Below are 23790 nucleotides of genomic sequence, written 5' to 3' on the forward strand. Positions count from 1 at the left end.
CTCACTAATAGCATTCAAATTATAATATTATTTTAATATGAACGAAAAGAAACTTATGAACCGTGCAGCGGACAACATCCGTATTCTGGCTGCTTCGATGGTAGAGAAAGCTAATTCAGGACACCCGGGTGGAGCTATGGGTGGCGCTGATTTTGTAAACGTGCTTTTCTCTGAGTTTTTAGTTTACGATCCTGAAAATCCGCGTTGGGAAGGGCGTGACCGTTTCTTCCTTGATCCAGGCCACATGTCACCGATGTTGTATTCCACTTTGGCACTGACCGGCAAGTTCACCATGGAAGAACTGGCACAGTTCCGCCAATGGGGCAGTCCGACTCCGGGACACCCTGAAGTGGACATCATGCGCGGTATTGAAAATACTTCCGGCCCGTTAGGACAAGGACACACTTTTGCAGTAGGTGCTGCTATCGCTGCCAAATTTCTGAAAGCCCGTCTGGGTCATGTCATGGACCAGACCATCTATGCCTATATATCCGATGGGGGTATTCAAGAAGAGATTTCTCAGGGTGCAGGCCGTCTGGCAGGTCATTTGGGGCTGGACAACTTGATTATGTTTTATGATTCAAACGACATCCAGCTGTCTACCGCTACCGATGCTGTTACCAGCGAAGATGTTGCCAAGAAATACGAAGCATGGCACTGGAAAGTAATTACCATCGACGGTAATGATCCCGATGCAATCCGCACGGCTCTGACAGAAGCGAAAGCCGTAACCGGTCAGCCCACATTAATTATCGGTAAGACCATTATGGGTAAAGGCGCACGCAAAGCGGATGATTCCAGTTATGAACGTAACTGTGCCACCCACGGTGCTCCTTTGGGAGGTGATGCTTACATCAATACAATCAAGAACTTAGGCGGCGATCCAACCAATCCTTTCCAAATCTTCCCTGAAGTAAAAGAGTTGTATGCCAAACGTGCAGAGGAACTGAAAAAAATTGTTGCAGAAAAATATGCGGCTAAAGCTGAATGGACTAAAGCTAACCCCGAACTGGCTGCTAAATTGGAACTATGGTTCTCTGGCAAAGCTCCGAAAGTAAATTGGAATGTTATCGAACAAAAAGCCGGAGATGCTACACGCAGCGCTTCTGCCAAAGTTCTCGGTGTACTGGCTACAGAAGTAGAAAACATGATCGTTTCTTCTGCCGACCTGTCAAATTCAGACAAGACCGACGGTTTCTTGAAGAAAACACATGCATTCACAAAAGACGACTTCACCGGTGCATTTCTGCAGGCAGGTGTTTCCGAATTAACCATGGCTTGCTGCTGCCTGGGTATGGCACTTCACGGAGGTGTGATTGCTGCATGCGCTACCTTCTTCGTATTCTCAGACTACATGAAACCCGCCATACGTATGGCTGCCTTGATGGAACTTCCCGTCAAATTCATCTGGACACACGACGCATTCCGTGTAGGTGAAGACGGTCCTACTCACGAACCGGTAGAACAAGAAGCACAAATCCGCCTGATGGAAAAACTGAAAAACCACAAAGGACACAATTCTATGTTGGTACTCCGTCCGGCAGATGCGGAAGAAACCACTGTGGCATGGAAATTGGCCATGGAAAATACCAGCACCCCCACCGCACTGATCTTCTCCCGCCAGAATATCGCGAATCTGCCTGCAGGAAACGACTACTCACAGGCTGCCAAAGGCGCTTATATTGTTGCAGGCTCCGATGAAAATCCGGATGTAATCCTAGTCGCTTCAGGTTCCGAAGTTTCCACTTTGGAGGCAGGTGCAGAACTTCTCCGCAAGGATGGCATAAAAATACGTATCGTATCCGCTCCTTCTGAGGGATTGTTCCGCAGCCAAAGCAAGGAATACCAAAACAGTATCATTCCCACAGGGGCTAAAGTATTCGGTCTGACTGCCGGTCTTCCTGTAAACCTTGAAGGTTTGGTAGGTGCCAACGGTAAGGTATTCGGTCTGGAATCATTCGGATTCTCCGCTCCTTACAAAGTATTGGATGAAAAGCTGGGCTTTACCGCACAGAACGTGTATAACCAAGTAAAAGAAATGCTGGCATGAAAAAAGTAGGACTGGCATCCGATCATGCAGGATTTGAACTGAAAGAGTTTGTAAAGACATGGTTAACTGAAAAAGGCTATCCATGCAAAGATTTCGGTACATACAGTACAGAAAGCTGTGACTATGCAGATTATGCCCATCCGCTTGCACTGGCTATAGAAGCCGGAGAATGCGGACCCGGAGTGGCAATTTGCGGAAGCGGTGAAGGCATCAGCATGACATTGAACAAACATCAGGGTATCCGTGCGGCACTATGCTGGATGCCCGAGATAGCCCATCTGTCACGTCAGCACAATGACGCCAATGTTCTGGTAATGCCGGGACGATTCATTGACCATGAAATGGCCGAAAAAATATTGGATGAATTCTTTAACAGCGGCTTCGAAGGCGGACGTCACCAAAAGCGCATTGAAAAGATACCTGTAAAGTAAAATTCACGCAATAATAATAAAAGTAAAAAAAGAGAGGCATTATAGCTTCTCTTTTTTTTTATTCCTATCTTTGCTTAGATTAAAATATAAAATAAAAAATATTACTATGAAGAAGATTCTTTTTTTAATGCTCCTATGTCTGCCATTCATCGCTATGGCACAGACAGATCCCAAATATCTGGCGGGAGCGATAACTATGAATGACGGTAAAGTTTCTTTCAAAACAGAGATACAGGCACCGTCTTTAACGAAAGACCAGCTATATGGCACCATGCTGAAATGGGCCACAGAACGTTTCAAGCCCGAAGGCAAGTTCAATGCACGTGTTCTTTACACCAATGAAGATGAAGGAACCATTGCAGCAGGTGGCGAAGAATATCTGGTATTCTCCTCCTCTGCATTGTCATTGGACAGAACCAGAATTTATTATCAGTTGTTTATCACCTGCGAAAACGGAAAATGTGATATCGAAATGACCCGTATCCGTTATTGGTATGATGAAGCTCGTGACGGAGGAGAAAAATACAGTGCAGAGGAATGGATTGTAGACGATATGGCTTTAAACAAATCGAAGACCAAGCTGGCTCCCATCTGCGGCAAATTCAGAAGAGAGACTATTGACTTGAAAGACACACTGTTCAAATCCATCCAAGATACATTGGGCAACAAGGTCTTGAACAACTCACAAATTGCAGTTGCTCCTGCTCCGGGCGTGACAGCTACTCCGATATCAAATGCAACAACAATCGTTACCGCCACTCCGGTAACTCCCCCTGCCCAACCGGCTGTCATCGGTGGTTCTGAGGGTAATACCGAAATAAAAGCAGCCAATAATGCAACTCCCAGCAAAGAACAAAGCATAGATGACCAAATCAAGGCATCCTCACGTATGACAATTACTGCCGGAAACGATGAACAATTCGAAATCGGTAAAGAATGCTGGGGAGGTTTCGGCCAGTTATTCGGCAAAGAAGTAGCATTCTGCGTAATCGACCAAGCCAAATCAATGGGCAATATGCTGATGGATCAGAGCGATAATTATAAAATTTCGTTCTACAAGCAAGGTAATAGCGAGCCGTGGTTGATAGTAAACTGCAAGAAACTGATGAAACAGACCGTTACCGGTGAGGAAGCAAAAAAGATGAATCCCAGTAATGACGGTCAGAAGGCATATAATATGTATGTAGGTGAAGTAATAAAATAGTCTTTTCTCCCATATATTTATACCGTGACAGTTTATTCTGATAATACATAAAACTTTTTTTAGGGGGAGATAACCTGACAACTCCCCCTAAAAAACATACAAACGATCTACCATATACTTCCCCAAAAGCACCATGACAAATACCATTCAAACATGTCTCCCCTTTAAGAATAAATAACACCGTTCCTCTATCAACCGTTTCACTTGAAACCATTTCTATAATAATCAAACCATTAGAAGAAATCATTCTTCCATTTTTTCCCTATCTTTCTCTCCTTTTTTTAAATGTTTTTAGCAAGAAAGCCGTTTTTTCTGCTCCAATCTTCCCTTTCATAACAAATAAAGAGTATCTTTGTAAACAACAATGAGACAATCATGCCTTATGACGGAACAATTACAGGACATAAAGACACTTATCGAACAGGGTGATACGGAAAGAGCCATTCATGCGCTAACTAATTTCATCCGAAACGATGCGCACGTCAACGATGAACCCTATTACTTACTGGGTAACGCCTACCGCAAAATGGGAGACTGGCAACAAGCTTTGAACAATTATCTGGAAGCCATCGAGCGTAATCCGGAAAGTCCGGCCGTTTCCGCCCGTGACATGATTATGAATATTCTGAATTTCTATAACAAAGACATGTATAATCAATAATAACTAACCCATGGCAAAGATTAAAGGTGCTATTGTAGTAGACACAGAGCGTTGCAAAGGTTGCAATCTATGTGTAGTGGCATGTCCGCTGCATGTAATCGCGCTCAATGCCAAACAAGTGAATAAAAAAGGATACACATTCGCCCACCAGGTATTAGAAGATACCTGCAATGGTTGCGCATCATGTGCCACAGTCTGTCCGGACGGATGCATCACTGTGTATAAAGTAAAACAACAATAAATGTAACAAATATGGCAGAAGAAGTCGTTTTAATGAAGGGAAATGAAGCCATAGCCCACGCCGCTATCCGTATCGGAGTAGACGGTTACTTTGGCTATCCCATCACTCCCCAATCGGAAATATTGGAAACGCTGGCCGAAGAGAAACCTTGGGAAACTACCGGTATGGTGGTGTTGCAGGCAGAAAGTGAAGTCGCAGCAATCAACATGGTATATGGCGGTGCAGCGAGCGGTAAAATGGTAATGACCTCATCCTCCAGTCCCGGCGTCAGTTTAAAGCAGGAAGGCATCTCGTACATTGCCGGTGCCGAACTCCCCTGCCTGATTGTCAATGTCATGCGCGGAGGTCCCGGATTAGGAACCATCCAACCTAGTCAGGCCGACTATTTCCAAACAGTGAAAGGCGGCGGTCACGGAGACTATCGCCTCATAGCCCTGGCTCCTGCATCAGTACAGGAAATGGCAGATTTCGTAGGTATAGCTTTTGATCTGGCTTTCAAATACCGCAATCCCGCCATTATTCTGGCAGACGGCGTTATCGGACAGATGATGGAAAAAGTAGTATTGCCCGAACAGCGCACACGCCTGACAGATGAAGAAGTCATAGCCCGTTGTCCGTGGGCCACTACCGGCAGAACCCACCACCGTACTCCCAACATCATCACCTCATTGGAACTCGATCCTGCCGAAATGGAAAAACGTAATATCCATCTTCAGAAAAAATATGCAGAAATAGAAGAAAACGAAGTACGTTTCGAAGAACTTCACTGCGAAGATGCCGAATATTTGATCGTAGCTTTCGGTTCTTGTGCCCGCATTGCCCAAAAAGCAATGGAAATGGCTCGGGAAGAAGGCATCAAAGTTGGTTTGCTCCGTCCTATTACCCTATGGCCGTTCCCGTCGAAAGCTATTGCAGCACGCGCCGCACAGGTAAAAGGTATCCTCACTGTAGAATTGAACGCCGGACAAATGGTAGAAGATGTCCGTCTGGCCGTAGAATGCAAAGTGCCTGTAGAACACTTCGGACGTCTGGGTGGTATTGTTCCCGATCCGGATGAAGTAATCACTGCACTGAAAGAGAAACTAATAAAATAAGACCGTATGAATATCGATCTGATCAGAAACATATTGAACATACTTTTCATGGCACTGGCACTAGCGGCTGTCATCACTTACTTCATGGCAAGTGACTTCAAAGTATTCATCTATGTCTGTGCAGCAGCTATTTTTCTCAAGCTGATGGAATTCTTTATGCGGTTCATGTTATAAGCAATAGGAGGAGAAACTATGACAAAAGAAGAAATCATAAAACCCGAAAACCTGGTTTATAAGAAACCGACACTGATGAATGACAATCCGATGCATTACTGCCCCGGATGCAGCCACGGTGTGGTTCACAAGTTAATAGCCGAAGTTATTGAAGAAATGGGCATGGAAGATAAGACAATCGGTGTGTCACCGGTAGGATGTGCCGTTTTTGCATACAACTATCTAGACATCGATTGGCAAGAAGCCGCCCACGGACGCGCACCAGCCGTAGCTACCGCCATCAAGCGTTTATGGCCCGGACGTCTGGTATTTACCTACCAGGGAGATGGTGACCTGGCATGTATCGGCACTGCCGAAACCATCCATGCTTTAAATCGTGGCGAAAACATTACTATCATCTTTATCAACAACGCCATTTATGGAATGACCGGTGGGCAAATGGCTCCTACCACGCTGGTTGGCATGAAGACAGCCACCTGCCCCTATGGTCGTGATGTAGCCATTCATGGCTATCCGCTGAAAATGACAGAAATTGCCGCCACTTTGGAAGGCACCGCCTACGTTACCCGCCAGGCCGTACATACGGTTCCTGCCATCCGCAAAGCAAAAAAGGCTATCCGCAAGGCATTCGAAAACTCAATGAATGGCAAAGGATCCAATTTGGTGGAAATTGTATCGACTTGTAATTCCGGTTGGAAAATGACTCCGCAAGCATCCAATGACTGGATGGTGGAACACATGTTCCCCTTCTATCCGCTGGGTGATTTGAAAGATAAAGAATAAAAAGACAGAAACCATGAAACAGGAAATCATTATAGCAGGATTCGGCGGTCAGGGTGTGCTATCCATGGGTAAGATACTTGCCTATTCCGGACTGATGGAAGACAAGGAAGTAACCTGGATGCCGGCATACGGTCCCGAACAACGGGGAGGAACCGCTAACGTAACGGTGATTGTCAGTGATGAACGCATCTCTTCACCCATTCTCAGCCAATATGACACAGCCATCATACTGAACCAACCCTCATTGGAAAAGTTTGAAGGCAAAATCAAACCGGGTGGTATCCTCATTTATGACGGATACGGAATCATCGAGCCTCCGACACGTAAGGACATACAAATCTATCGTATTGACGCAATGGATGCCGCCAACGAAAAAGGAATGGCAAAGACCTTCAATATGATTGTCTTAGGAGGCTTGCTGAAACTGCGTCCCGTAGTATCCATTGAAAGTGTAATAAAAGCTTTACGCAAAACATTGCCCGAACGTCACCATCATCTGATACCGATGAATGAAGAAGCCATCCGAATCGGAATGGAGATTATTAAACCTCAGTAAGTTAAAATAACTCTAAACGAATAATAAAAGGAAGAACTTTCCATAGCGGAAAAGCTCTTCCTTTTATTTTTATATTGTATCTTTGCCGCCGTTATGAAAAGAATATTCTCTATTATTTTTTTATTATTCCTGTGCTTCCATACTTCCTTGATGGCACAGCGGACAATGAATACCCTGAACAATCAGTTCGGTTCCTCGGCAAACGGACTGGACAGAAACCAATATGACCGTAACGGAAACCCCATAGACACGACAGCCGTAGTAGATGCCAACACTATCCCCATCGGACTGTACTCATGGAAAGTGGACAGTCGTTTTGGCAATGTCACTTATATCCCCGTAGATACCTTGCAGCACGCTTTCCAGAACTCAAATGACATGGGCGGCTACACCGGACAATACAATTACTTGGGAAATTTGGGTTCCCCCCGCCTCTCACGCATCTTTTTTGACCGTCGGGATCCCAGCCAATACTTTTTCACCGACCCATACGACTTTTGCGTACAACGTCCGGAAGATGTCATATTCACCAATACATTTTCTCCATTCACGAACCTGAGCTATTACAAAGGAGGAGGCAGCCGTGACGGAGAAGAACGCTTCAAATCCTATTTTGCCATCAATGCAAACAAAAGACTGGGGTTTGGATTCTACATAGATTACCTGTATGGCCGGGGGCTTTACCAAGATCAGTCCACAGCCTTCTTCAACGGTGGCCTGTTCTCCAGCTACCGGGGAGACAAATATGACATGCATTTCATATTCAACAACGATAACTTGAAGATGGCAGAAAACGGAGGTATCACGGACGACCGGTATATCACCAACCCGCTGGATATGGCAGAAGGCAAAAAAGAATATTCCGCCAACGAAATCCCAACGCGACTGAGTCAGATATGGAATCACAACACCAGCTACCATGCCTTCCTGACACATCGTTACAACTTAGGGTTCTATAAAGAAAAACAGGACAGTGTGGATACGGACTCCGTAAAAATAACGCAGGTATTTGTTCCTGTCACAAGCTTCATACATACATTACAAGTGGACTTGAACAATCGCAAATACATCTCATACGATGACGCACAGAATCAGAAGTATTTTGAACATAACTATCTGGGGACCGACTCAATAGACAAGACGAAGCGCACATCCATCAAAAATACCATTGGCATTGCTTTACAAGAAGGATTCAACAAATGGGCGAAAGCCGGACTTACCGCCTTTTTAAGTTATGAATACCGAAACTTCGCCTTGACCGACACGACAAACATACCGGGACAGCGCATTATCAACAACTATAAGGAAAGTTCACTCTCCATTGGCGGCGAACTATCCAAAAAACAAGGAAAACTATTACATTACAATATTCTAGGAGAATTGGCCATAGCCGGTGAAGATGCAGGACAATTCAGCGTAGAAGGCAGAGGGGATCTGAATCTCCGTTTATTCGGAGATACGGTGAGACTGGATGTAAATGCATTCATCAAGAACCAGAACCCCGTATTCTATTTCAGGCATTTCCAATCCAAACATTACTGGTGGGACAACAACGATTTATCCAAAATAATGAGAACCCGACTGGAAGGAAAACTAAGTCTGAACAGATGGGGAACCCAACTGCGTGCCGGAGTGGAAAATATAAAGAACTACACTTATCTGGCCAATGCCAGCATACCGGTAAAAGACAGTGAAGGAAATGTCACCGGTTTCAAGAACAATGCAGCCGTAAGACAGCACTCCGGCAATATACAAATATTCACAGCAATGTTGCAACAAAAATTGAAAGTAGGAATATTTCATCTCGACGGTGAAGTAGCCTATCAAAAATCAAGTGAGCAAGACATTCTGCCCTTACCGGAATTGTCGGCTTACGGCAACTTGTACATGAAATTCGGTCTCGCCAAAAAAGTACTCCAGATAGAAATGGGAGCAGATGTGCGTTATTTCAGTAAATATTACGCGCCAGACTACTCCCCCGTCATCGGACAATTCTATAACCAGAATCCTGATGACAAAATCGAGATAGGAGCTTTTCCGATAGTCAACGTCTATGCCAACCTGCATTTAAAACGTACCCGCTTCTTTATTATGATGTATCACGTCAATGCCGGTTCGGGAAAATCCAATTACTTCCTGGCGCCTCACTACCCAATCAATCCGCGAATGATAAAGTTCGGCCTTTCATGGAATTTCTTTGATTGACGGTCTATATGAGAAAATATCTGAAATACATTCTGATGGGTATCCTTGCAGTAACCCTATCCTCCATCTTCTTCAAAAAGAAAACGGAGGCTGAAACCAGTCTGCCCCGCGATTATGCAGAAATAGCGGCATCGGGAATCCTGCGTGCCGTTACCGAGTACAATTCTATCAGTTTTTATGCCGACGGCGACACCGTTTCCGGTTTCCACTACGAACTGCTCCATGCTTTTGCACACAGCAAAGGACTGAAACCGGAAATCACTCCTGAAATGAGCTTTTCCAAAAGACTGGAAGGCGTACAAAAAGGAACATACGATATATTGGCCAACAGCACGGTAGTTACCACAGAATACAAAGACTCCCTGTTGTTTACCCGCCCCATTATACTGAACAAACAAGTACTGGTACAGCGTAAACCCGAAAAAGAAAACGATAGTCTGTACATTCACAGCCAGTTGGAACTAGCCCGCAAGACCCTTCATCTAGTCAAAAACTCACCTGCCATCCTGCGCATACATAATTTAAGTAACGAAATAGGCGATACCATCTATATCAAAGAAGTGGAGAAATACGGACAAGAACAATTACTGGCCATGGTAGCACATGGTGACATAGACTATGCCGTATGCGACGAGAGCATTGCCAAAGCCTCCATCAATGATTTTCCACAATTGGATATAGAAACAGCCATCAGCTTCTCACAATTCTATTCATGGGGAGTAAGCAAACATTCTCCAATATTGCTTGACAGCCTGAATTCCTGGTTAAATGACTACGTCAAGACTCCTGCATTCAAACTGTTGCGCAAGAAATATTACAATAACTGATTTTTATCCGGCTGAAATTGCAAAATAGTCCTATCTTTGCAATATAAATTGTTATTATTTTAAGCGGAATGACAAAAAAGTTATTACCATGGTTAAATTAGACAAAGTAAAATGGGGCTTCATCGGTTGCGGAGAAGTGACCGAGAAGAAAAGCGGACCAGCCTTTGCCCTGATCGAAGGTTCAGAGGTAGTGGCCGTAATGAGCCGTGACAAAGAAAAAGCTCAATCATACGCCAAAAGACACAACATTCCCCGCTGGTACTCCGATCCGCAGCAGTTAATAGGAGATGAAGATGTCAATGCTATTTATATAGCCACTCCCCCCTCTTCTCATGCCACTTTTGCCATTATGTCCATGAAGGCAGGAAAGCCCGTATACATCGAGAAACCTATGGCGGCCAGCTATGAAGACTGTGCACGCATCAACCGCATATCACAGGAAACAGGAATTCCTTGTTTCGTAGCTTATTACAGACGCTATCTTCCTTATTTCCAAAAAGTACGCCAGATGGTAGAGGACGGAGAAATAGGCAATGTCATCAACATACAGATACGTTTCGCCCAGCCTCCACGCGCTTTGGATTACAACAGTACCAACCTTCCCTGGCGTGTACAACCTGATATTGCCGGCGGCGGTTATTTCTATGATCTGGCTCCTCACCAGCTGGATTTGCTACAAGATATGTTCGGCTGCATTCTCGAAGCCCAAGGATACAAGAGCAACCGTGGCGGGTTATATCCGGCAGAAGATACGATAAGTGCCTGCTTCAAATTTGATTCCGGTCTGCCGGGATCAGGATCATGGTGTTTCGTTGCCCATGAATCGGCCAAGGAAGACCGTATAGAAATCATCGGAGACAAGGGAATGATCTGTTTCTCTGTTTTCACTTACGATCCCATCGCCCTGCATACTGAAAGAGGCCGCGAGGAGTTTCTTCCCGAAAATCCCCCTCATGTACAACTTCCGCTCATAAAAGCCGTAGTAGAACACTTGCAGGGAAAAGCTGTCTGTACCTGCGACGGCATCAGTGCGACACCCACCAACTGGGTAATGGACCGTATACTTGACAAACTCTGATTTCTGCCTATGGACATCCGTCAATTATGCCTGTTTTGTCTGTCTTTCCTTTCCGCCCTCGGTGTATATGCACAAGCGGAACAGAAGGACTCGACAGTACAGGACAACAAGGGTGTTCTCATTACATTGACCGATGGAATAGCGACAACTGTCCGTCATACCGGAAGAAAAATCAGGAAAGTGGGAAAAGAATTCAACGCGGTCGATACCACCTATATCTCGCCTAACCTCTACAATCTGGCTTTCATGCTGGAATCCAGCAGTTGGTACGAATACTATCGGTTAGGCAGTAAAGGAAACAACGGCGAACAAAGTTTGGGATTCTCCCCCAATGCCAGTTTCAAGCTGGGGGTCTATTTCGGATGGCGCTGGATATTTCTAGGATATTCTTTCGATGTAAAAGATATTTTCGGCGGACACAAGAACAAGGCAAAGAAAACCGAAATGGCACTGAATCTTTATAGTTCCAAATTTGGTGTGGATTTATATTACAGAAAGACAGGAAGCGATTTCAAGATACGTTCTTCCAGCGGATTTGACCTGAAAACTCCCATTAAAAATCTGAATTTCAACGGATTGCAAAGTAAAATCAAAGGACTGAACGCCTATTGGATTTTCAATTATAAAAAATTCTCTTATCCGGCAGCCTATAGCCAGTCCACCAACCAGCGTAAAAGCGCGGGTTCCCTGATGGCGGGCTTTTCTTATTCCCAGCACAACATATCTTTTGATTACGAAAAGCTTCCCGGTGAAGTGAGAGCCCAACTGCATGATGCCCTGCTTTTCAAGAAAGTGAAATATTCTGATTACAGCATCAACGTGGGTTATGGCTATAACTGGGTATTTGCAAAAAACTGGGTTTCCAATCTTTCACTCTTACCGGCCATTGCCTATAAAAAATCAAAAATAGACGATACGCCTAACACCGACAATCATTGGATAAAGGATATCAATTTTGACCTGATAACACGTGCCGCCGTGGTCTATAATACCAACAAGTACTTTGTAGGTGCTTCACTGGTGATGCATACATACGATTATCGGAAAAGGAATTTCTCTCTCACTAATACATTCGGAACCGTTCGTGTATATGCAGGATTCAACTTCTGGAAAAGGAAAGAATTCCGCGATAAATAAAAAAATATACCGGAAGCCTATAAAGTTCTTCCGGTATATCACAGGTTAATTATATTAGACTCACAATAAATTCTTAGAAGCGGGCGCCGACTGTCAGCAAGAGCTGATGCCGTTCATTGTCCACTTTAGTTGCCGGAAGATCTATATCGTCAAAAGCATAAAAGTTTGATTTATACATATCATATTTATATGCCAAATCCGCATAAATTACACTGCCACGGTATCCAAGACCAAACGTAAAGGTATTCTTAGACTCCGTATTATTAAAATCAGTACGCGTGCTATATAAAGACAAGGCACTATAAGCATCTTTTGAAAATGCAGCCGAAGAATAATTATACCCTGCACGGATGCTAAACTCAGGTATGATCCGCGTTTCCATTCCTATACGGAAAGTATGGACACCTTTCAGATAATTCTCAACGCTAGGCTGATCTCCCAATTCATAACCATCCACATCCTTCAGCTTACTGGAAGAATAATCCTGATATTCATATTCCGCACCTACTGCCACCGCACCCGCAAAAGTAGTACCCGCGCTGACATTAAATTTCCACGGAGTAGTAAGATTATAATCATAGGTCAAATAATCATATTCCGGAGTTACCAGAAAATCACTCAATGTCTGGATATAATAGGGTTTTTCATAAGCTAAAATATCAGAAGATAAAGTGGCATTATAGCTTTCTCTTAAATCATACCATGTAGGCGTGTGAACGGCAAATCCCAAACGGAAAGGAGAACTTTCTATAGGACGTACAATAACCCCCAACTTCAAATCCATACCAGTTCCTTCCAGTCTATAATAATTATCCAATGTATACCCCCCATTATCCGCACCCTTATCATCATTCAAATTTTCCGTATAAGAAGTATAACGGTCATAATTCACATCATAGACCCCCAAGGTAGCTCCTAAATAGACCCTGTCTTCAATATTGAATGAAACATTAAAATCATATTGACTGATACCTCCAGTTTCCTTACTAAAGAAGTTATTGTTAAAACCATTCCACCCCCATGGAGCATGAATGTTTTTTTCAGGATCATTAAACCAGTCAACCACACCGGTTCTCACCCCCATTACTCCTAAAACAGGTAACTGGTTCCAATATTTGGTATAAGGATTCTTCGCATCCAGTATGTCATTAAACTCGCTTTCCGTCAATCCATATCGTTCCATTTCCTGAGCCAGCTGGAAGCTTTGTGACATATTATCCAACGCCCCTCCCATAGAGAAAAGGCGGTTGAAGTTTTTACTTTTATGGTAATTGAATCCGAAATTCACAAAACGCAAAGAAGTATTGTTGCCTATCTTATTGCTATAAACAAATCCAATCTGGTCAAATGAAGCGCGCGTTTTGTCTTCATTCATTGACACGCCACTAAAGTTACTCTTTGTCGAAGTATTATTAAAACCAAAAGAAACGGACACATCATTACTACGAAAAATGCCGATACCCGCAGGGTTGGAACTCATGACAGATATATCACCTCCCAAAGCTCCCATGGCACCACCCATACCAACAAATCGTGCTGTTCCATTCAAGTCATTCCCCAGCAACTTTTCCGCATCATAAGCATTTTGTGCGCTTGCCGTTGCCATTGCCAGCAACGTACAAGCGGTTACTATTACTTTATTTTTCATACATCAATTCTATTAAATACAACAGTCTGGTTTAATCTGCTACTTATCTGGTACGCGATCTGCCACCGCCACTTGAACGGGAAACACCGCCTCCGGAACTACGGGAAGCCCCACCGCCACTAGAAAAACTACTACGGGAAGAAGAAGTTCCACTACTACGGTAAGAGTTAGACGAACTATTACGGGAAGGACTGCTGCTACGGGAATATGAACTGCTGCGAGAGTTCGAAACGCCACTATTGTTACGATAGGCGCCACGGCTTGCAGCCCCTGTTCTCTGATAAGCAGATCCTGCTGCATTTCCCACACTTCTCCGGGTACTGCTTGGTCTGGTATAGGAAGAACCCCTTCCTTCTGTCGGACGTGAATACGAATTACCCGGGCGGACTCCTGCAGCCTGACTTGGTGAAAGAGTTGCTCCTGTACGGGTTCTGATAGCGCTTCTATTAGGACGAACCGAATTTACACCGTCAGATCCCGAAACCACTCTTCCTGATGAAGATCCGTTACGTGTTGCGGTACGATAGCTATTAGCACTATTACGGACATTTTGTCTGGAATTTCCTACATACGAATTACGACTATTCCTATCATAACTATTCACATAATTATTCCGGCTTGGGCGTGAAGAGCCATAGCTGTTGGTGTATCTTCCGGCATGTATTCCCGGATTACGTCTGCTTGAGCCATACCATCCATGACCGCCTCCCCAGTAGCCGCCGCCCCAACCGTGACCGGAATAATGCGGATAATAATGATGGTGGTGGTGATGATGGTAGCCCCAATAGCCACCCCAGTAGCCGCCACCCCAATAACCGGGATAGTACCAGCTATTGTAGTACCACGGCGAACTCCACCCCCAACTGAATCCCCAGCTGGCGCCATATGGATAATTCCAACGCCAATCCCACCACAAGCGGTTCGTGTAAGTGGGAAAAACGTATGCATACAATCCGTCATCATATACATTCCAATCCCATGAAGGCAAACCGTAAACCACATCCCAATAGAGCGGACTGCTTACCGGAATGGCGTAACGGGGATTGCGGAAACGGACGATACGCATCGCGTATTCATAATCGTCTTGAGAGCCCTCAAAACCATTAACCCATTCCCCTCTCTCATTCAAAGGTTTCTCCTCAATATACAAGGTATCATTCTCCATCGAGAAGTTATTATCTCGTGAAGTATAACGACGATTATACTCATCCACATCGCGCACTTTTCCTTTCACATCCTTCACCACCACTGTAGAACCGGGGGCTGCGTAAACGGTAGTCGTGTTCTGCTTCTGCGGAACCACCACTTTCACCTCTTGCTTAACCTCCTCTTTCTTTTCAGCTTTTTTCTTAGGGATGAAATAAAGGTCGTCATCAACGCTTTGTGACATTGCCCAATAAGGCAAGCACACCATCATAAGCGAAGCTAATACAATCTTTTTCATACTCGTACCTGTTTTATTTGTTATTCTATCTACTTTTTCTAGTGCAAAGATAGCCAGAGGTTTCAGTTCATAACAAAGAAAATCCCTATTAGTTGGTAGGGATTTCCCTATTTTAGTAACGGACTTCAACTATTTTATCTATTTCTGCACACACACGGAAAACAGAAGAACGTCCGTTCACATACGTTGATGGTAAACAAATCTGGTGGTAAAACAACTTTTTATAATAAGTTGCACCCACTTATACCCTCATGCCCTCACTAAAAGCCATAACCTACTCATTATTAAACCACCACCCACAGTGAGGGCATGCTAAAAAGTGAGAGCATTACCCTCATGCCCTCACTCCTAATTTCTTGTACATTTCACTTAAATCATTCATTCACAACATAATGCCCATTTATCGGCTTATAAACCGGTTGTTTGGGAAGTCCCACATTTTTCAGCTTTCCTTCCTCGCACAAGCGGTGTAAATGGCGGCTGGCCGTACTTTGTGTCATACTGCAAAGAAGCTGGAAACTTTTCCGCTGCACAAAATCATGAGTTGTGAAGAACTCCGTCAGCAATGCGTCAATTTCCTCATCGGTCAGTTTACTTGAATGAAACGAGAACCGGGTACGCTGCACCTTTACCTTTCCCACCTCATCCATCAATAATCGGTCGGGGCGGTAAACAATCCCCTTAAGCCTTACCTTTGTATTTTTACGTTTCGTCTTTTCGGTTACCGGCTCGGTGCTCACCAGATTGGGACGGAAAAAGCCGATGCCGTCCAGATGCACCTGCCTGCCCTCCGCCAATTCCTCGCCCATGGCGTGTGACAGCGCATCGAGCACGGCTATTACATCCGTTTCCGTCAATGTACAATATTTCTGTATACGGGCACGGAGCTGGGCCGTGCTTACTTTCCCATTCAGCCGGAGACGCGGATGCAACATATTCTCTTCCCCTTGTTGCTCAGAGGTTTTGGGATTCTCGTACCAATCAAATAGTATTGCCATACTGTTCTTTTTTTATTGATGAAAGTTCAATATCTGTTAATCACGGACGTGATTAAACTTAACTACCCTTGTGATTAATTTTAATCACCTTTGTGATCAGACTTAATCACAATGGTGAATAACTAATTACAAACATACAAAAATAAGAAAAGAAAAGGTAGAAAACAAATAAGAGACAGGGGAATATGCACTGAGACTAAGAATAAAAACACAGAAAAGAAAGGAAAAAGAAAAAGACGGCATTTAATCCGGAAAGCATTTGCAGAATCCGGAAAGAAACCTTATCTTTACTAAAAATATGCACACATAGACACTCGCAATACGCAGTCTTCTCCACACGACAGAACATCATCTTTTCCATGGGAGGTACATAAAACCAAAAAACATTCAAACGAAAGACAAATATGAAAATTACACTCATCAGGAAAGATGAAGAACAGGGGACAGAAGCCTTGTCACTATGCGATACGGACGCATTCTTCGAGAAAGTAAAGACAGAGAACAAAGCAGGGCATATATCGGAACTGCGTGAAATACTACCCCGGCTGGCAGGATCGTCCGCCCGCTACGTCCACATCGACAAACTGCCGCGTGTCTATCCTGCCGTAGAATATACCCGCAAACAAAAGGGTGAGAAACGTATGAAACATTACAACGGACTGGTGCAGCTGGAAGTGAACCGGCTCGCCGACCTGTATGAGGTGGAATATGTGAAACGCCAAGTAGAGCAACTGCCACAAACCTTTGCCGCTTTCTGCGGTTCAAGCGGACGGAGCGTAAAGATATGGGTACGCTTCGCACGCACTGACGGCAGCTTGCCCACTGCCACACAAGAAGTCCTTCTGTTTCATGCCCACGCCTATCGGCTGGCGGTGACATGCTACCAGCCCATGCTTCCTTTCGGCATCACACTGAAAGAACCGGACCTGATGCAAAGCTGTCGCATGACCGTGGATGAACAACCTTACTATAACCCTTCGTCCGCCCCTTTCTGCATAGAGCAACCGCTTACCCTGCCCGATGAGGAAACTTTCCGGCAACGGAAACAAAACAGCGAAAGCGCACCGGAACGAATGACACCCGGCTGCGAAAGTATGCAGATTTTTGCCCTGATGTACCAGTCGGCACGGAAAAGAGCATTGGCCGAGATGGAAAACTGGAAACGTGATGACGGGCTGGAACCTTTACTGCCCCATCTGGTAGAACAATGCTTCAAAACAGGCATCCCCGAAGAGGAAGCCGTACAGCGCACGCTGATGCACTGTTTTCACGCAACGGACACAGAAACCATCCGTACAGCTTTTGGCAACGGATACCGGGAAATGAAAGGTTTCGGTAAGAAAAGCGGTTTCAGTAAAGAGCAGGAAGCCACCTTCCGGCTGGAGGAATTCTTGAAAAGACGGTATGAATTCCGCTTCAACACCGTGCTGGACGAGGTGGAATACCGTCAACGGGACTCCGTTCATTTCTATTTCAAGCCTTTAGATAAACGTACCCGCAACAGCATCTCCCTCTGCGCCTTAAAAGAAGGGCTGCAAGTGTGGGACCGGGATATAGACCGCTTTCTCACCTCCGATTTCGTTCCGCTTTACAATCCTGTAGAAGAATACTTGTGTGACCTTCCCCGATGGGACGGTACTGACCGCATCCGCGCACTTGCCCGGCTCGTTCCTTGCGGCAATCCGCATTGGGAAGAACTCTTTTACCGTTGGTTTCTAGGCATGGTGGCGCATTGGAGGGGGATGGACCGCCAGCATGGAAACAGCACTTCACCTTTACTTGTAGGTTCGCAAGGATTCCGGAAATCCACTTATTGCCGTATCTTGCTGCCACCCGAACTCCGTTTCGGCTATGCCGACAGCCTGGACTTCAGCAGCAAACAGGAAGCGGAGCGTGCCTTGGGACGATTTTTCCTTATCAACCTGGACGAATTCGACCAGATTACCGTAAATCAACAAGGCTTTCTGAAACATCTGTTACAAAAACCGACAGCCAATCTGCGCAAGCCTTACGGAACCAGCGTGCGCGAATTACGCCGCTATGCCTCATTCATCGGCACCAGCAATCAGAAGGATTTGCTCACCGACCCCACGGGAAGCCGTCGCTTTATCTGTATCGAAGTGACCGATCCCATTGATACCAATGTCACCATAGACTACCGCCAACTCTATGCGCAAGCCATGCATTTACTTTATAAGAACGAACGTTATTGGCTGAATGACGAAGATGAGGCCGTTTTACGACAAAGCAACAGCGAATTTGAGCAAATATCACCTTTGGAGCATTTATTCCATTGTAACTTTTCTTCTGCAACCAACGAAAAGGAGGGAGAATGGATGACTGCCATGGATATTTTTAATTATCTTCAAGAGAACACACGCGACAAACTGTCTATCAATAAAATAAATTGGTTTGGACGTATTCTCCGCAAACTGAACATTCCTAAAAAGACTAGTACCAGAGGTACCCTATATCATGTAACAAAGTTGAAATAATTTATTTTATCATAGGAAAGTATGAGGGCAATGCCCTCATACTCTTCTATGCTACCATCACAAATAACCTGTTCATTATAAACAAATTACCTCACGAATGAGGGCATGAGGGCATAATTGCATCTAACATTGCAATGAGAGCACAAGTCTGAAACAAAAAGACGGAAGGTTTGTTTGTGAAAGTAATGAAAAGAAATTATCTTTGTCATCATCCTTAAACCAACAATCGTATGAAACCAGTGAAATTATTTTATCAGGAAAGATGCCCGTTCTGCAAAAAAGCACTGCGCTATATTGAAGAACTGAAAGCAGAATATCCTGAATTCCAACCTATAGAAATAGAAATGATAGAAGAAACCCAACATCCTGATATAGCCGACCAATACGACTATTATTACGTTCCCACGTTCTATGTGGACGGGGTGAAAGTGCATGAAGCGGGCATCTTCAAAAATGAGATGGAGGCATTGCTCCGTAAAGTGATAGAATAAACGAAAAGATATGAAATATTTAGAAGTAACCTTTACAACACATCCCTGTAATGAGACAGTGAATGATGTAGTGTCCGCATTGGCCGGAGAAATAGGATTTGAAAGTTTTGTAGAATGTGAAGGGGGAATACAGGCCTATATCCAGCAAACTCTCTTTGACGAGGAAGCACTGAAAGAAATGGTTGTGAACTTCCCTTTACCTGACACCCGGATAGAATACACCATAAAGGAAGCCGAAGACAAAAACTGGAATGAAGAATGGGAGAAAAACTTCTTTCAACCCATCGTCATAGGTGACCGTTGCTGCATTCACAGCACGTTCCACAAAGACACTCCGAAAACTGAGTATGAAATTCTGATTAACCCGCAAATGGCTTTCGGCACAGGGCATCATGAAACGACCAGCTCTATAATCAGCGAGCTGTTAGAAGCCGACCTGAAAGGAAAATCAGTCCTGGATATGGGATGCGGCACTTCTATTCTTGCCATCCTTGCCTCCATGCGAGGAGCCAATCCTGTGACAGCCATCGACATTGACGACTGGTGCGTCAACAATTCAAAAGACAACATTGCACTGAACCATATCCATAACATTACAGTGGAACTGGGTGACGCCAATCTGCTGAAAGGGCGCAAAGCGTTTGATGTGATTATTGCCAACATTAACCGGAATATTCTTCTGGCAGACCTTCCCCATTATGCCGCCTGTATGCATCCGGGTTCGGAAATATTTATGAGTGGGTTCTATATACAGGATATTCCTTTTATCCGCGAAAAAGCGGAGAGTCTGGGAATGGAGTTCGTACATCATCGGGAAAAGAACAACTGGGCAGCTGTGAAATTCATCATGAAATAATACCATTTTCAAGTATGGCAAAGACGCGATAAAGACGGAGTTGCCACCAACCACGCAGGATGTGCATTGATTTATTCGAGGACAAAAGAACGGATTTTCTCTCTTTTGTCCTTTTGTTCTTCTTCCCTGAAAATTAGAACCGGAATCAAGCGGTGACAAACGCACGTAGGACGCTGCATTTTATCCAAAGTGACCAAACGACCATACGGTATTATATTTATTATACAATCTCCTTTCCGAAAGGAGTAAGTGCCAAGCCCGCCAGCTTGAAATGTTGCAGTCCGAATGGAATGCCGATGACAGTGATGCAAAGCAACACCCCGAATGCCAGATGAGAGAGGCTGATCCAGATTCCACCTACAAGTATCCAGATGATATTCATCAACACACTGAGACATCCACCATCACCGGGACAACTGCGTATTTCCCGCCCAAAAGGACAAAGAGTCAGCATAGACAACTTCAAAGTCTGGAAACCGAAAGGAATGCCGACGATAGTAATCATCAGCAACAGGCTGGAAACAATATATTCCACGCAGATCAGAAATCCGCCGCAAATCAGCCAAATAATATTGAGCAGTAAGTTCATAAAGCAAATATAAGCAAAGTTTTCGGAACCTCAGGCACAGTTCCCTTATTTCTTTATGGTCATTAATTGCAATTCTTCCAACGAACCGTTGAAAATATTCAAATCCACCTTCTCACGAATACCCGGCAACGTACCCACATCCGTATGCTGCCAGAATTTCCACTCCCCCCTGTATTCCACCGAGTCTACATAATAATGAGCTATCCAGTAAGGATAAGAATTGAAGACCGAATCATTCAGATAACGCGTTTTAAACTTATAAGAAGTATAAAGAATAGGCTTCACTTTGTAGTGCTGTTCTATTTTGTCAAGCCACAGTTTAAGGTCACGACGGAGTTGATTCTCATCCTTTCCCCTCTTCTCAATATCGAGCACAGGAGGAAGGTCACCTGAATCCAGCTTGACGGAATTGATAAAAAAATCGGCCTGACGGACAGGATCTGTCTTCGGATTGTAAAAATGATAAGCCCCACGGATAAACCCATGCGTTTTCGCCGAATCAAAATTGGAGCTAAAAGCCTTGTCCCCATAATCGCCTCCTTCCGAAGCTTTCATAAAGACAAAATGAATAGGAAATTTTCCCTGTCGGGTCTGGGTCAGCATTTTCCAGTCTATGTTTCCTTGATAATGGGAAACATCAATGCCATGCACATGAAAACCTGAGGGCATACATACACCGTATGCTTTAAAGCCATAGCAAGGCTTCCAACGGTAAGAGTAAGGACGGATAAAGAAATAAAAGAAAGCGGCAAGGAATAAAAAAGCAATAATCCCCGCAATGACATACCGAAGCCATGACGGCATCTCTCTTTGCGGTTTCTTTTTCGCCTTCCGCTGTGTGGTCCGGCGGACAGGTTTCGCGACTGCCTTTTTTTTAACAGGGGCAGGACGTGTGCTTTTCGCTCTTACCATTTTATCCTATTTAGCTGTTTTTACCTTACCTATTCCCACATACTATGCAATAAAACCCATCGGGAGAATGGTTTTACAATCAGCCCCGATGGGTTTCCTTTATGCTTTATAGAAATAAGAAAAAATTATTTTCCTTGTTCCAACTGCAATGTCTTGGTTGCCTGGTCACAAACTTCTGTAGGACCGAAGTACTGGATAGGACCCGGATATACATAGTCTGTTTCAATAGCCCAACGTTCACGCTGTGCGGCGAACGCCTTGAAAGGAGCACCGTCCAATTTTACCAACGCTTTCTGGATAACCGGTTTCATTTCACCGTGACGACGTTCCATGTTCATCATCATTGTGATAGGCACACCACCTGCAATCCATTCTTCGGCAGGAGCAGTAGTGTTACGTACAGAAGACATATAACCGGTCTTGCCGTTGGCAATCAACATAGAAGCGGTGTAACCCAACGAGTAGCAATAGTCAGCATCGAAGTTTGACGGAGCAGCGCAACGTCCTTCGTAACCGAAGAAGTGATGCTGAGCGGCAAATTTACCTACATACTTGCCTTCTTCTTTCCACTGAGCCAATTTAACGGCTACCATATCAGACAACAGCTTTTCTGTTTCAATCAGTGATACCTGTACGTTTCCGTGCGGGTCACGATCCAAAGTAAGCTGACGTGCAACGCCTTCGGGCAGAGAAGCATAGATTTCCGAGTTTTCCTTAGAAAGCTTGGAGATGATATATTCACGTTGGTGAGATTTCTTGATCAATGCGAACTCTGATGCGTTAGCAGCCAGGAAGTCGTTCAATTCAGCGATCAATCTCTTCATTGCGGGGATGAATTCGATCAAACCTTCAGGTATCAACACTGTACCGAAGTTATTGCCTTGTGCGGCACGGTTAGCCACCACCTGAGCAATGTAAGTAACCACATCATCCAATGACATGTTCTTCTCTTCCACTTCTTCTGAAACGATACATACGTTAGGTTGAACCTGCAAAGCACATTCCAAAGCGATATGAGAAGCCGAACGTCCCATCAGCTTGATAAAGTGCCAGTATTTGCGGGCAGAGTTACAGTCACGCTGAATGTTACCGATTACTTCAGAGTAAGTCTTACAAGCCGTATCAAAACCGAAAGAAGTTTCAATCATCTCGTTCTTCAAGTCACCGTCGATAGTCTTCGGACAACCGATAACCTGAACACCGCAGTTCTTCGCAGCATAGTATTCTGCCAATACACAAGCGTTTGTGTTTGAGTCATCACCACCGATAATTACCAATGCCTTGATGCCCAATTCCTTGATGATTTCCAGACCTTTATCAAACTGTTCTACCTTTTCCAGTTTGGTACGTCCCGAACCGATGATATCGAAACCACCGGTATTGCGGTATTCGTCGATAATATCGGAAGTCAGTTCCATATAATTATGGTCTACCAAACCACCGGGGCCCAGAATGAAACCATACAGTTTGCTGTCCTTGTTCAATGCTTTGATACCGTCGAACAAACCGGAAATAACATTGTGTCCGCCGGGAGCCTGTCCACCAGACAAGATGACACCTACGTTGATGGCAGGCATATTGACAGCTTCGCCTTCAACGAACTGAATCAACGGCATGCCGTAAGTGTTAGGGAACAAGGCTTTGATAGCTTCCTGGTCAGCAACTGACTGTGTAGGTTCACCTTCCTTTACTTTTACAGCGCCTTTCAACGCTTTAGGAAGTTTGGGCTGATAAGCAGCTCTGGCAATTTGTAATGCACTTTTAGTCATATTCTATTATTCTATTTAAAGGTGTATAATTTCATTTATAATTCACGTGCAAATTTCGTTCTTTTTTCGCAAATATGAAAACGTATACAAATAAAAATATTACCTTTACCGCGAATTTAGAATTATGTATTAACTTAAAACATTACA

General features: G+C 44.4%; 22 protein-coding genes. 16 read left to right on the top strand and 6 right to left on the bottom strand.

Annotation, left to right across the window (positions count from 1 at the left end):
* The first annotated feature begins 37 nt into the window (after nt 1-37).
* From AB5062_RS05935 to AB5062_RS05995, 13 genes are all read left to right on the top strand, one after another.
* Nucleotides 38-2050 carry a transketolase gene (locus AB5062_RS05935; RefSeq protein ID WP_005846186.1) on the top strand — a complete coding sequence of 671 codons (2013 nt, stop codon included), beginning with the start codon at nt 38-40 and terminating at the stop codon, nt 2048-2050.
* On the top strand, nt 2047-2481 hold the full coding sequence (gene rpiB / locus AB5062_RS05940) for a ribose 5-phosphate isomerase B (RefSeq protein WP_005846184.1): 435 nt from the start codon (nt 2047-2049) through the stop codon (nt 2479-2481). The genes AB5062_RS05935 and rpiB overlap by 4 nt, the downstream gene beginning before the upstream one ends.
* A gap of 106 nt (nt 2482-2587) precedes the next feature.
* Nucleotides 2588-3685: a DUF4468 domain-containing protein gene (locus AB5062_RS05945; RefSeq protein ID WP_005846182.1), complete on the top strand. Its 1098-nt coding sequence runs from the start codon at nt 2588-2590 to the stop codon at nt 3683-3685.
* A 364-nt stretch (nt 3686-4049) separates the two neighbouring features.
* Nucleotides 4050-4346, top strand: a complete 297-nt coding sequence (locus AB5062_RS05950; protein WP_005848594.1) for a tol-pal system YbgF family protein — start codon at nt 4050-4052, stop codon at nt 4344-4346.
* A gap of 10 nt (nt 4347-4356) precedes the next feature.
* Nucleotides 4357-4587 (top strand): 4Fe-4S binding protein, encoded by a 231-nt coding sequence (locus AB5062_RS05955; RefSeq protein ID WP_005846178.1) that lies wholly within the window; start codon nt 4357-4359, stop codon nt 4585-4587.
* A gap of 11 nt (nt 4588-4598) precedes the next feature.
* Nucleotides 4599-5681: a 3-methyl-2-oxobutanoate dehydrogenase subunit VorB gene (locus AB5062_RS05960; protein WP_005846176.1), complete on the top strand. Its 1083-nt coding sequence runs from the start codon at nt 4599-4601 to the stop codon at nt 5679-5681.
* Between the two features lie 6 nt (nt 5682-5687).
* Nucleotides 5688-5855: a hypothetical protein gene (locus AB5062_RS05965; protein WP_005846173.1), complete on the top strand. Its 168-nt coding sequence runs from the start codon at nt 5688-5690 to the stop codon at nt 5853-5855.
* A gap of 18 nt (nt 5856-5873) precedes the next feature.
* On the top strand, nt 5874-6638 hold the full coding sequence (locus AB5062_RS05970) for a thiamine pyrophosphate-dependent enzyme (protein ID WP_005846171.1): 765 nt from the start codon (nt 5874-5876) through the stop codon (nt 6636-6638).
* A 13-nt stretch (nt 6639-6651) separates the two neighbouring features.
* Nucleotides 6652-7194 carry a 2-oxoacid:acceptor oxidoreductase family protein gene (locus tag AB5062_RS05975; RefSeq protein ID WP_005846169.1) on the top strand — a complete coding sequence of 181 codons (543 nt, stop codon included), beginning with the start codon at nt 6652-6654 and terminating at the stop codon, nt 7192-7194.
* Nucleotides 7195-7287: 93 nt separating this feature from the next.
* Nucleotides 7288-9399, top strand: coding sequence for a putative porin (locus tag AB5062_RS05980; protein ID WP_005848599.1), 2112 nt, complete (start codon nt 7288-7290; stop codon nt 9397-9399).
* Between the two features lie 8 nt (nt 9400-9407).
* On the top strand, nt 9408-10226 hold the full coding sequence (locus AB5062_RS05985) for a transporter substrate-binding domain-containing protein (protein ID WP_005848601.1): 819 nt from the start codon (nt 9408-9410) through the stop codon (nt 10224-10226).
* Between the two features lie 88 nt (nt 10227-10314).
* Nucleotides 10315-11304: a Gfo/Idh/MocA family protein gene (locus AB5062_RS05990; protein WP_005846163.1), complete on the top strand. Its 990-nt coding sequence runs from the start codon at nt 10315-10317 to the stop codon at nt 11302-11304.
* A gap of 9 nt (nt 11305-11313) precedes the next feature.
* Nucleotides 11314-12441 carry a DUF4421 domain-containing protein gene (locus AB5062_RS05995; protein ID WP_041174450.1) on the top strand — a complete coding sequence of 376 codons (1128 nt, stop codon included), beginning with the start codon at nt 11314-11316 and terminating at the stop codon, nt 12439-12441.
* A 73-nt stretch (nt 12442-12514) separates the two neighbouring features.
* On the opposite strand, the gene AB5062_RS06000 is transcribed toward AB5062_RS05995, so the two are convergent.
* The 3 genes from AB5062_RS06000 to AB5062_RS06010 all read right to left on the bottom strand — a co-directional run bounded on the left by AB5062_RS06000 (nt 12515) and on the right by AB5062_RS06010 (nt 16531).
* Nucleotides 12515-14089, bottom strand: a complete 1575-nt coding sequence (locus tag AB5062_RS06000; protein ID WP_368326843.1) for a hypothetical protein — start codon at nt 14087-14089, stop codon at nt 12515-12517.
* A gap of 43 nt (nt 14090-14132) precedes the next feature.
* Nucleotides 14133-15533 (bottom strand): hypothetical protein, encoded by a 1401-nt coding sequence (locus tag AB5062_RS06005; protein ID WP_005846156.1) that lies wholly within the window; start codon nt 15531-15533, stop codon nt 14133-14135.
* 374 nt (nt 15534-15907) lie between these two features.
* Nucleotides 15908-16531: a DsbA family protein gene (locus tag AB5062_RS06010; protein WP_115648875.1), complete on the bottom strand. Its 624-nt coding sequence runs from the start codon at nt 16529-16531 to the stop codon at nt 15908-15910.
* A 404-nt stretch (nt 16532-16935) separates the two neighbouring features.
* Here AB5062_RS06010 and AB5062_RS06015 point away from each other — a divergent pair, with 404 nt between their 5' ends.
* The 3 genes from AB5062_RS06015 (at nt 16936) to prmA (ending at nt 20373) form a co-directional block, all read left to right on the top strand.
* A complete protein-coding gene (locus AB5062_RS06015) occupies nt 16936-19026 on the top strand; it encodes a BT4734/BF3469 family protein (RefSeq protein WP_115648876.1) in 2091 nt (696 codons plus the stop codon).
* Nucleotides 19027-19256: 230 nt separating this feature from the next.
* A complete protein-coding gene (locus tag AB5062_RS06020) occupies nt 19257-19517 on the top strand; it encodes a thioredoxin family protein (protein ID WP_005846148.1) in 261 nt (86 codons plus the stop codon).
* Nucleotides 19518-19527: 10 nt separating this feature from the next.
* Nucleotides 19528-20373 carry a 50S ribosomal protein L11 methyltransferase gene (gene prmA, locus AB5062_RS06025; RefSeq protein WP_005848610.1) on the top strand — a complete coding sequence of 282 codons (846 nt, stop codon included), beginning with the start codon at nt 19528-19530 and terminating at the stop codon, nt 20371-20373.
* A 220-nt stretch (nt 20374-20593) separates the two neighbouring features.
* Here prmA and AB5062_RS06030 read toward each other — a convergent pair whose 3' ends face one another.
* The 3 genes from AB5062_RS06030 to AB5062_RS06040 form a co-directional block, all read right to left on the bottom strand.
* Nucleotides 20594-20962, bottom strand: a complete 369-nt coding sequence (locus tag AB5062_RS06030) for a YccF domain-containing protein (RefSeq protein WP_368326842.1) — start codon at nt 20960-20962, stop codon at nt 20594-20596.
* 45 nt (nt 20963-21007) lie between these two features.
* Complete coding sequence (locus tag AB5062_RS06035; protein WP_005848612.1) at nt 21008-21874, bottom strand: glycoside hydrolase family 25 protein; 867 nt, start codon at nt 21872-21874, stop codon at nt 21008-21010.
* Between the two features lie 125 nt (nt 21875-21999).
* Nucleotides 22000-23643, bottom strand: a complete 1644-nt coding sequence (locus AB5062_RS06040) for a diphosphate--fructose-6-phosphate 1-phosphotransferase (RefSeq protein WP_005846138.1) — start codon at nt 23641-23643, stop codon at nt 22000-22002.
* Nucleotides 23644-23790 lie beyond the last annotated feature (147 nt).

Origin of the sequence: Phocaeicola sp. RTP21359st1_B8_RTP21360_211022, assembly GCF_040911965.1 — a bacterium.
Lineage (GTDB): Bacteria > Bacteroidota > Bacteroidia > Bacteroidales > Bacteroidaceae > Phocaeicola > Phocaeicola vulgatus.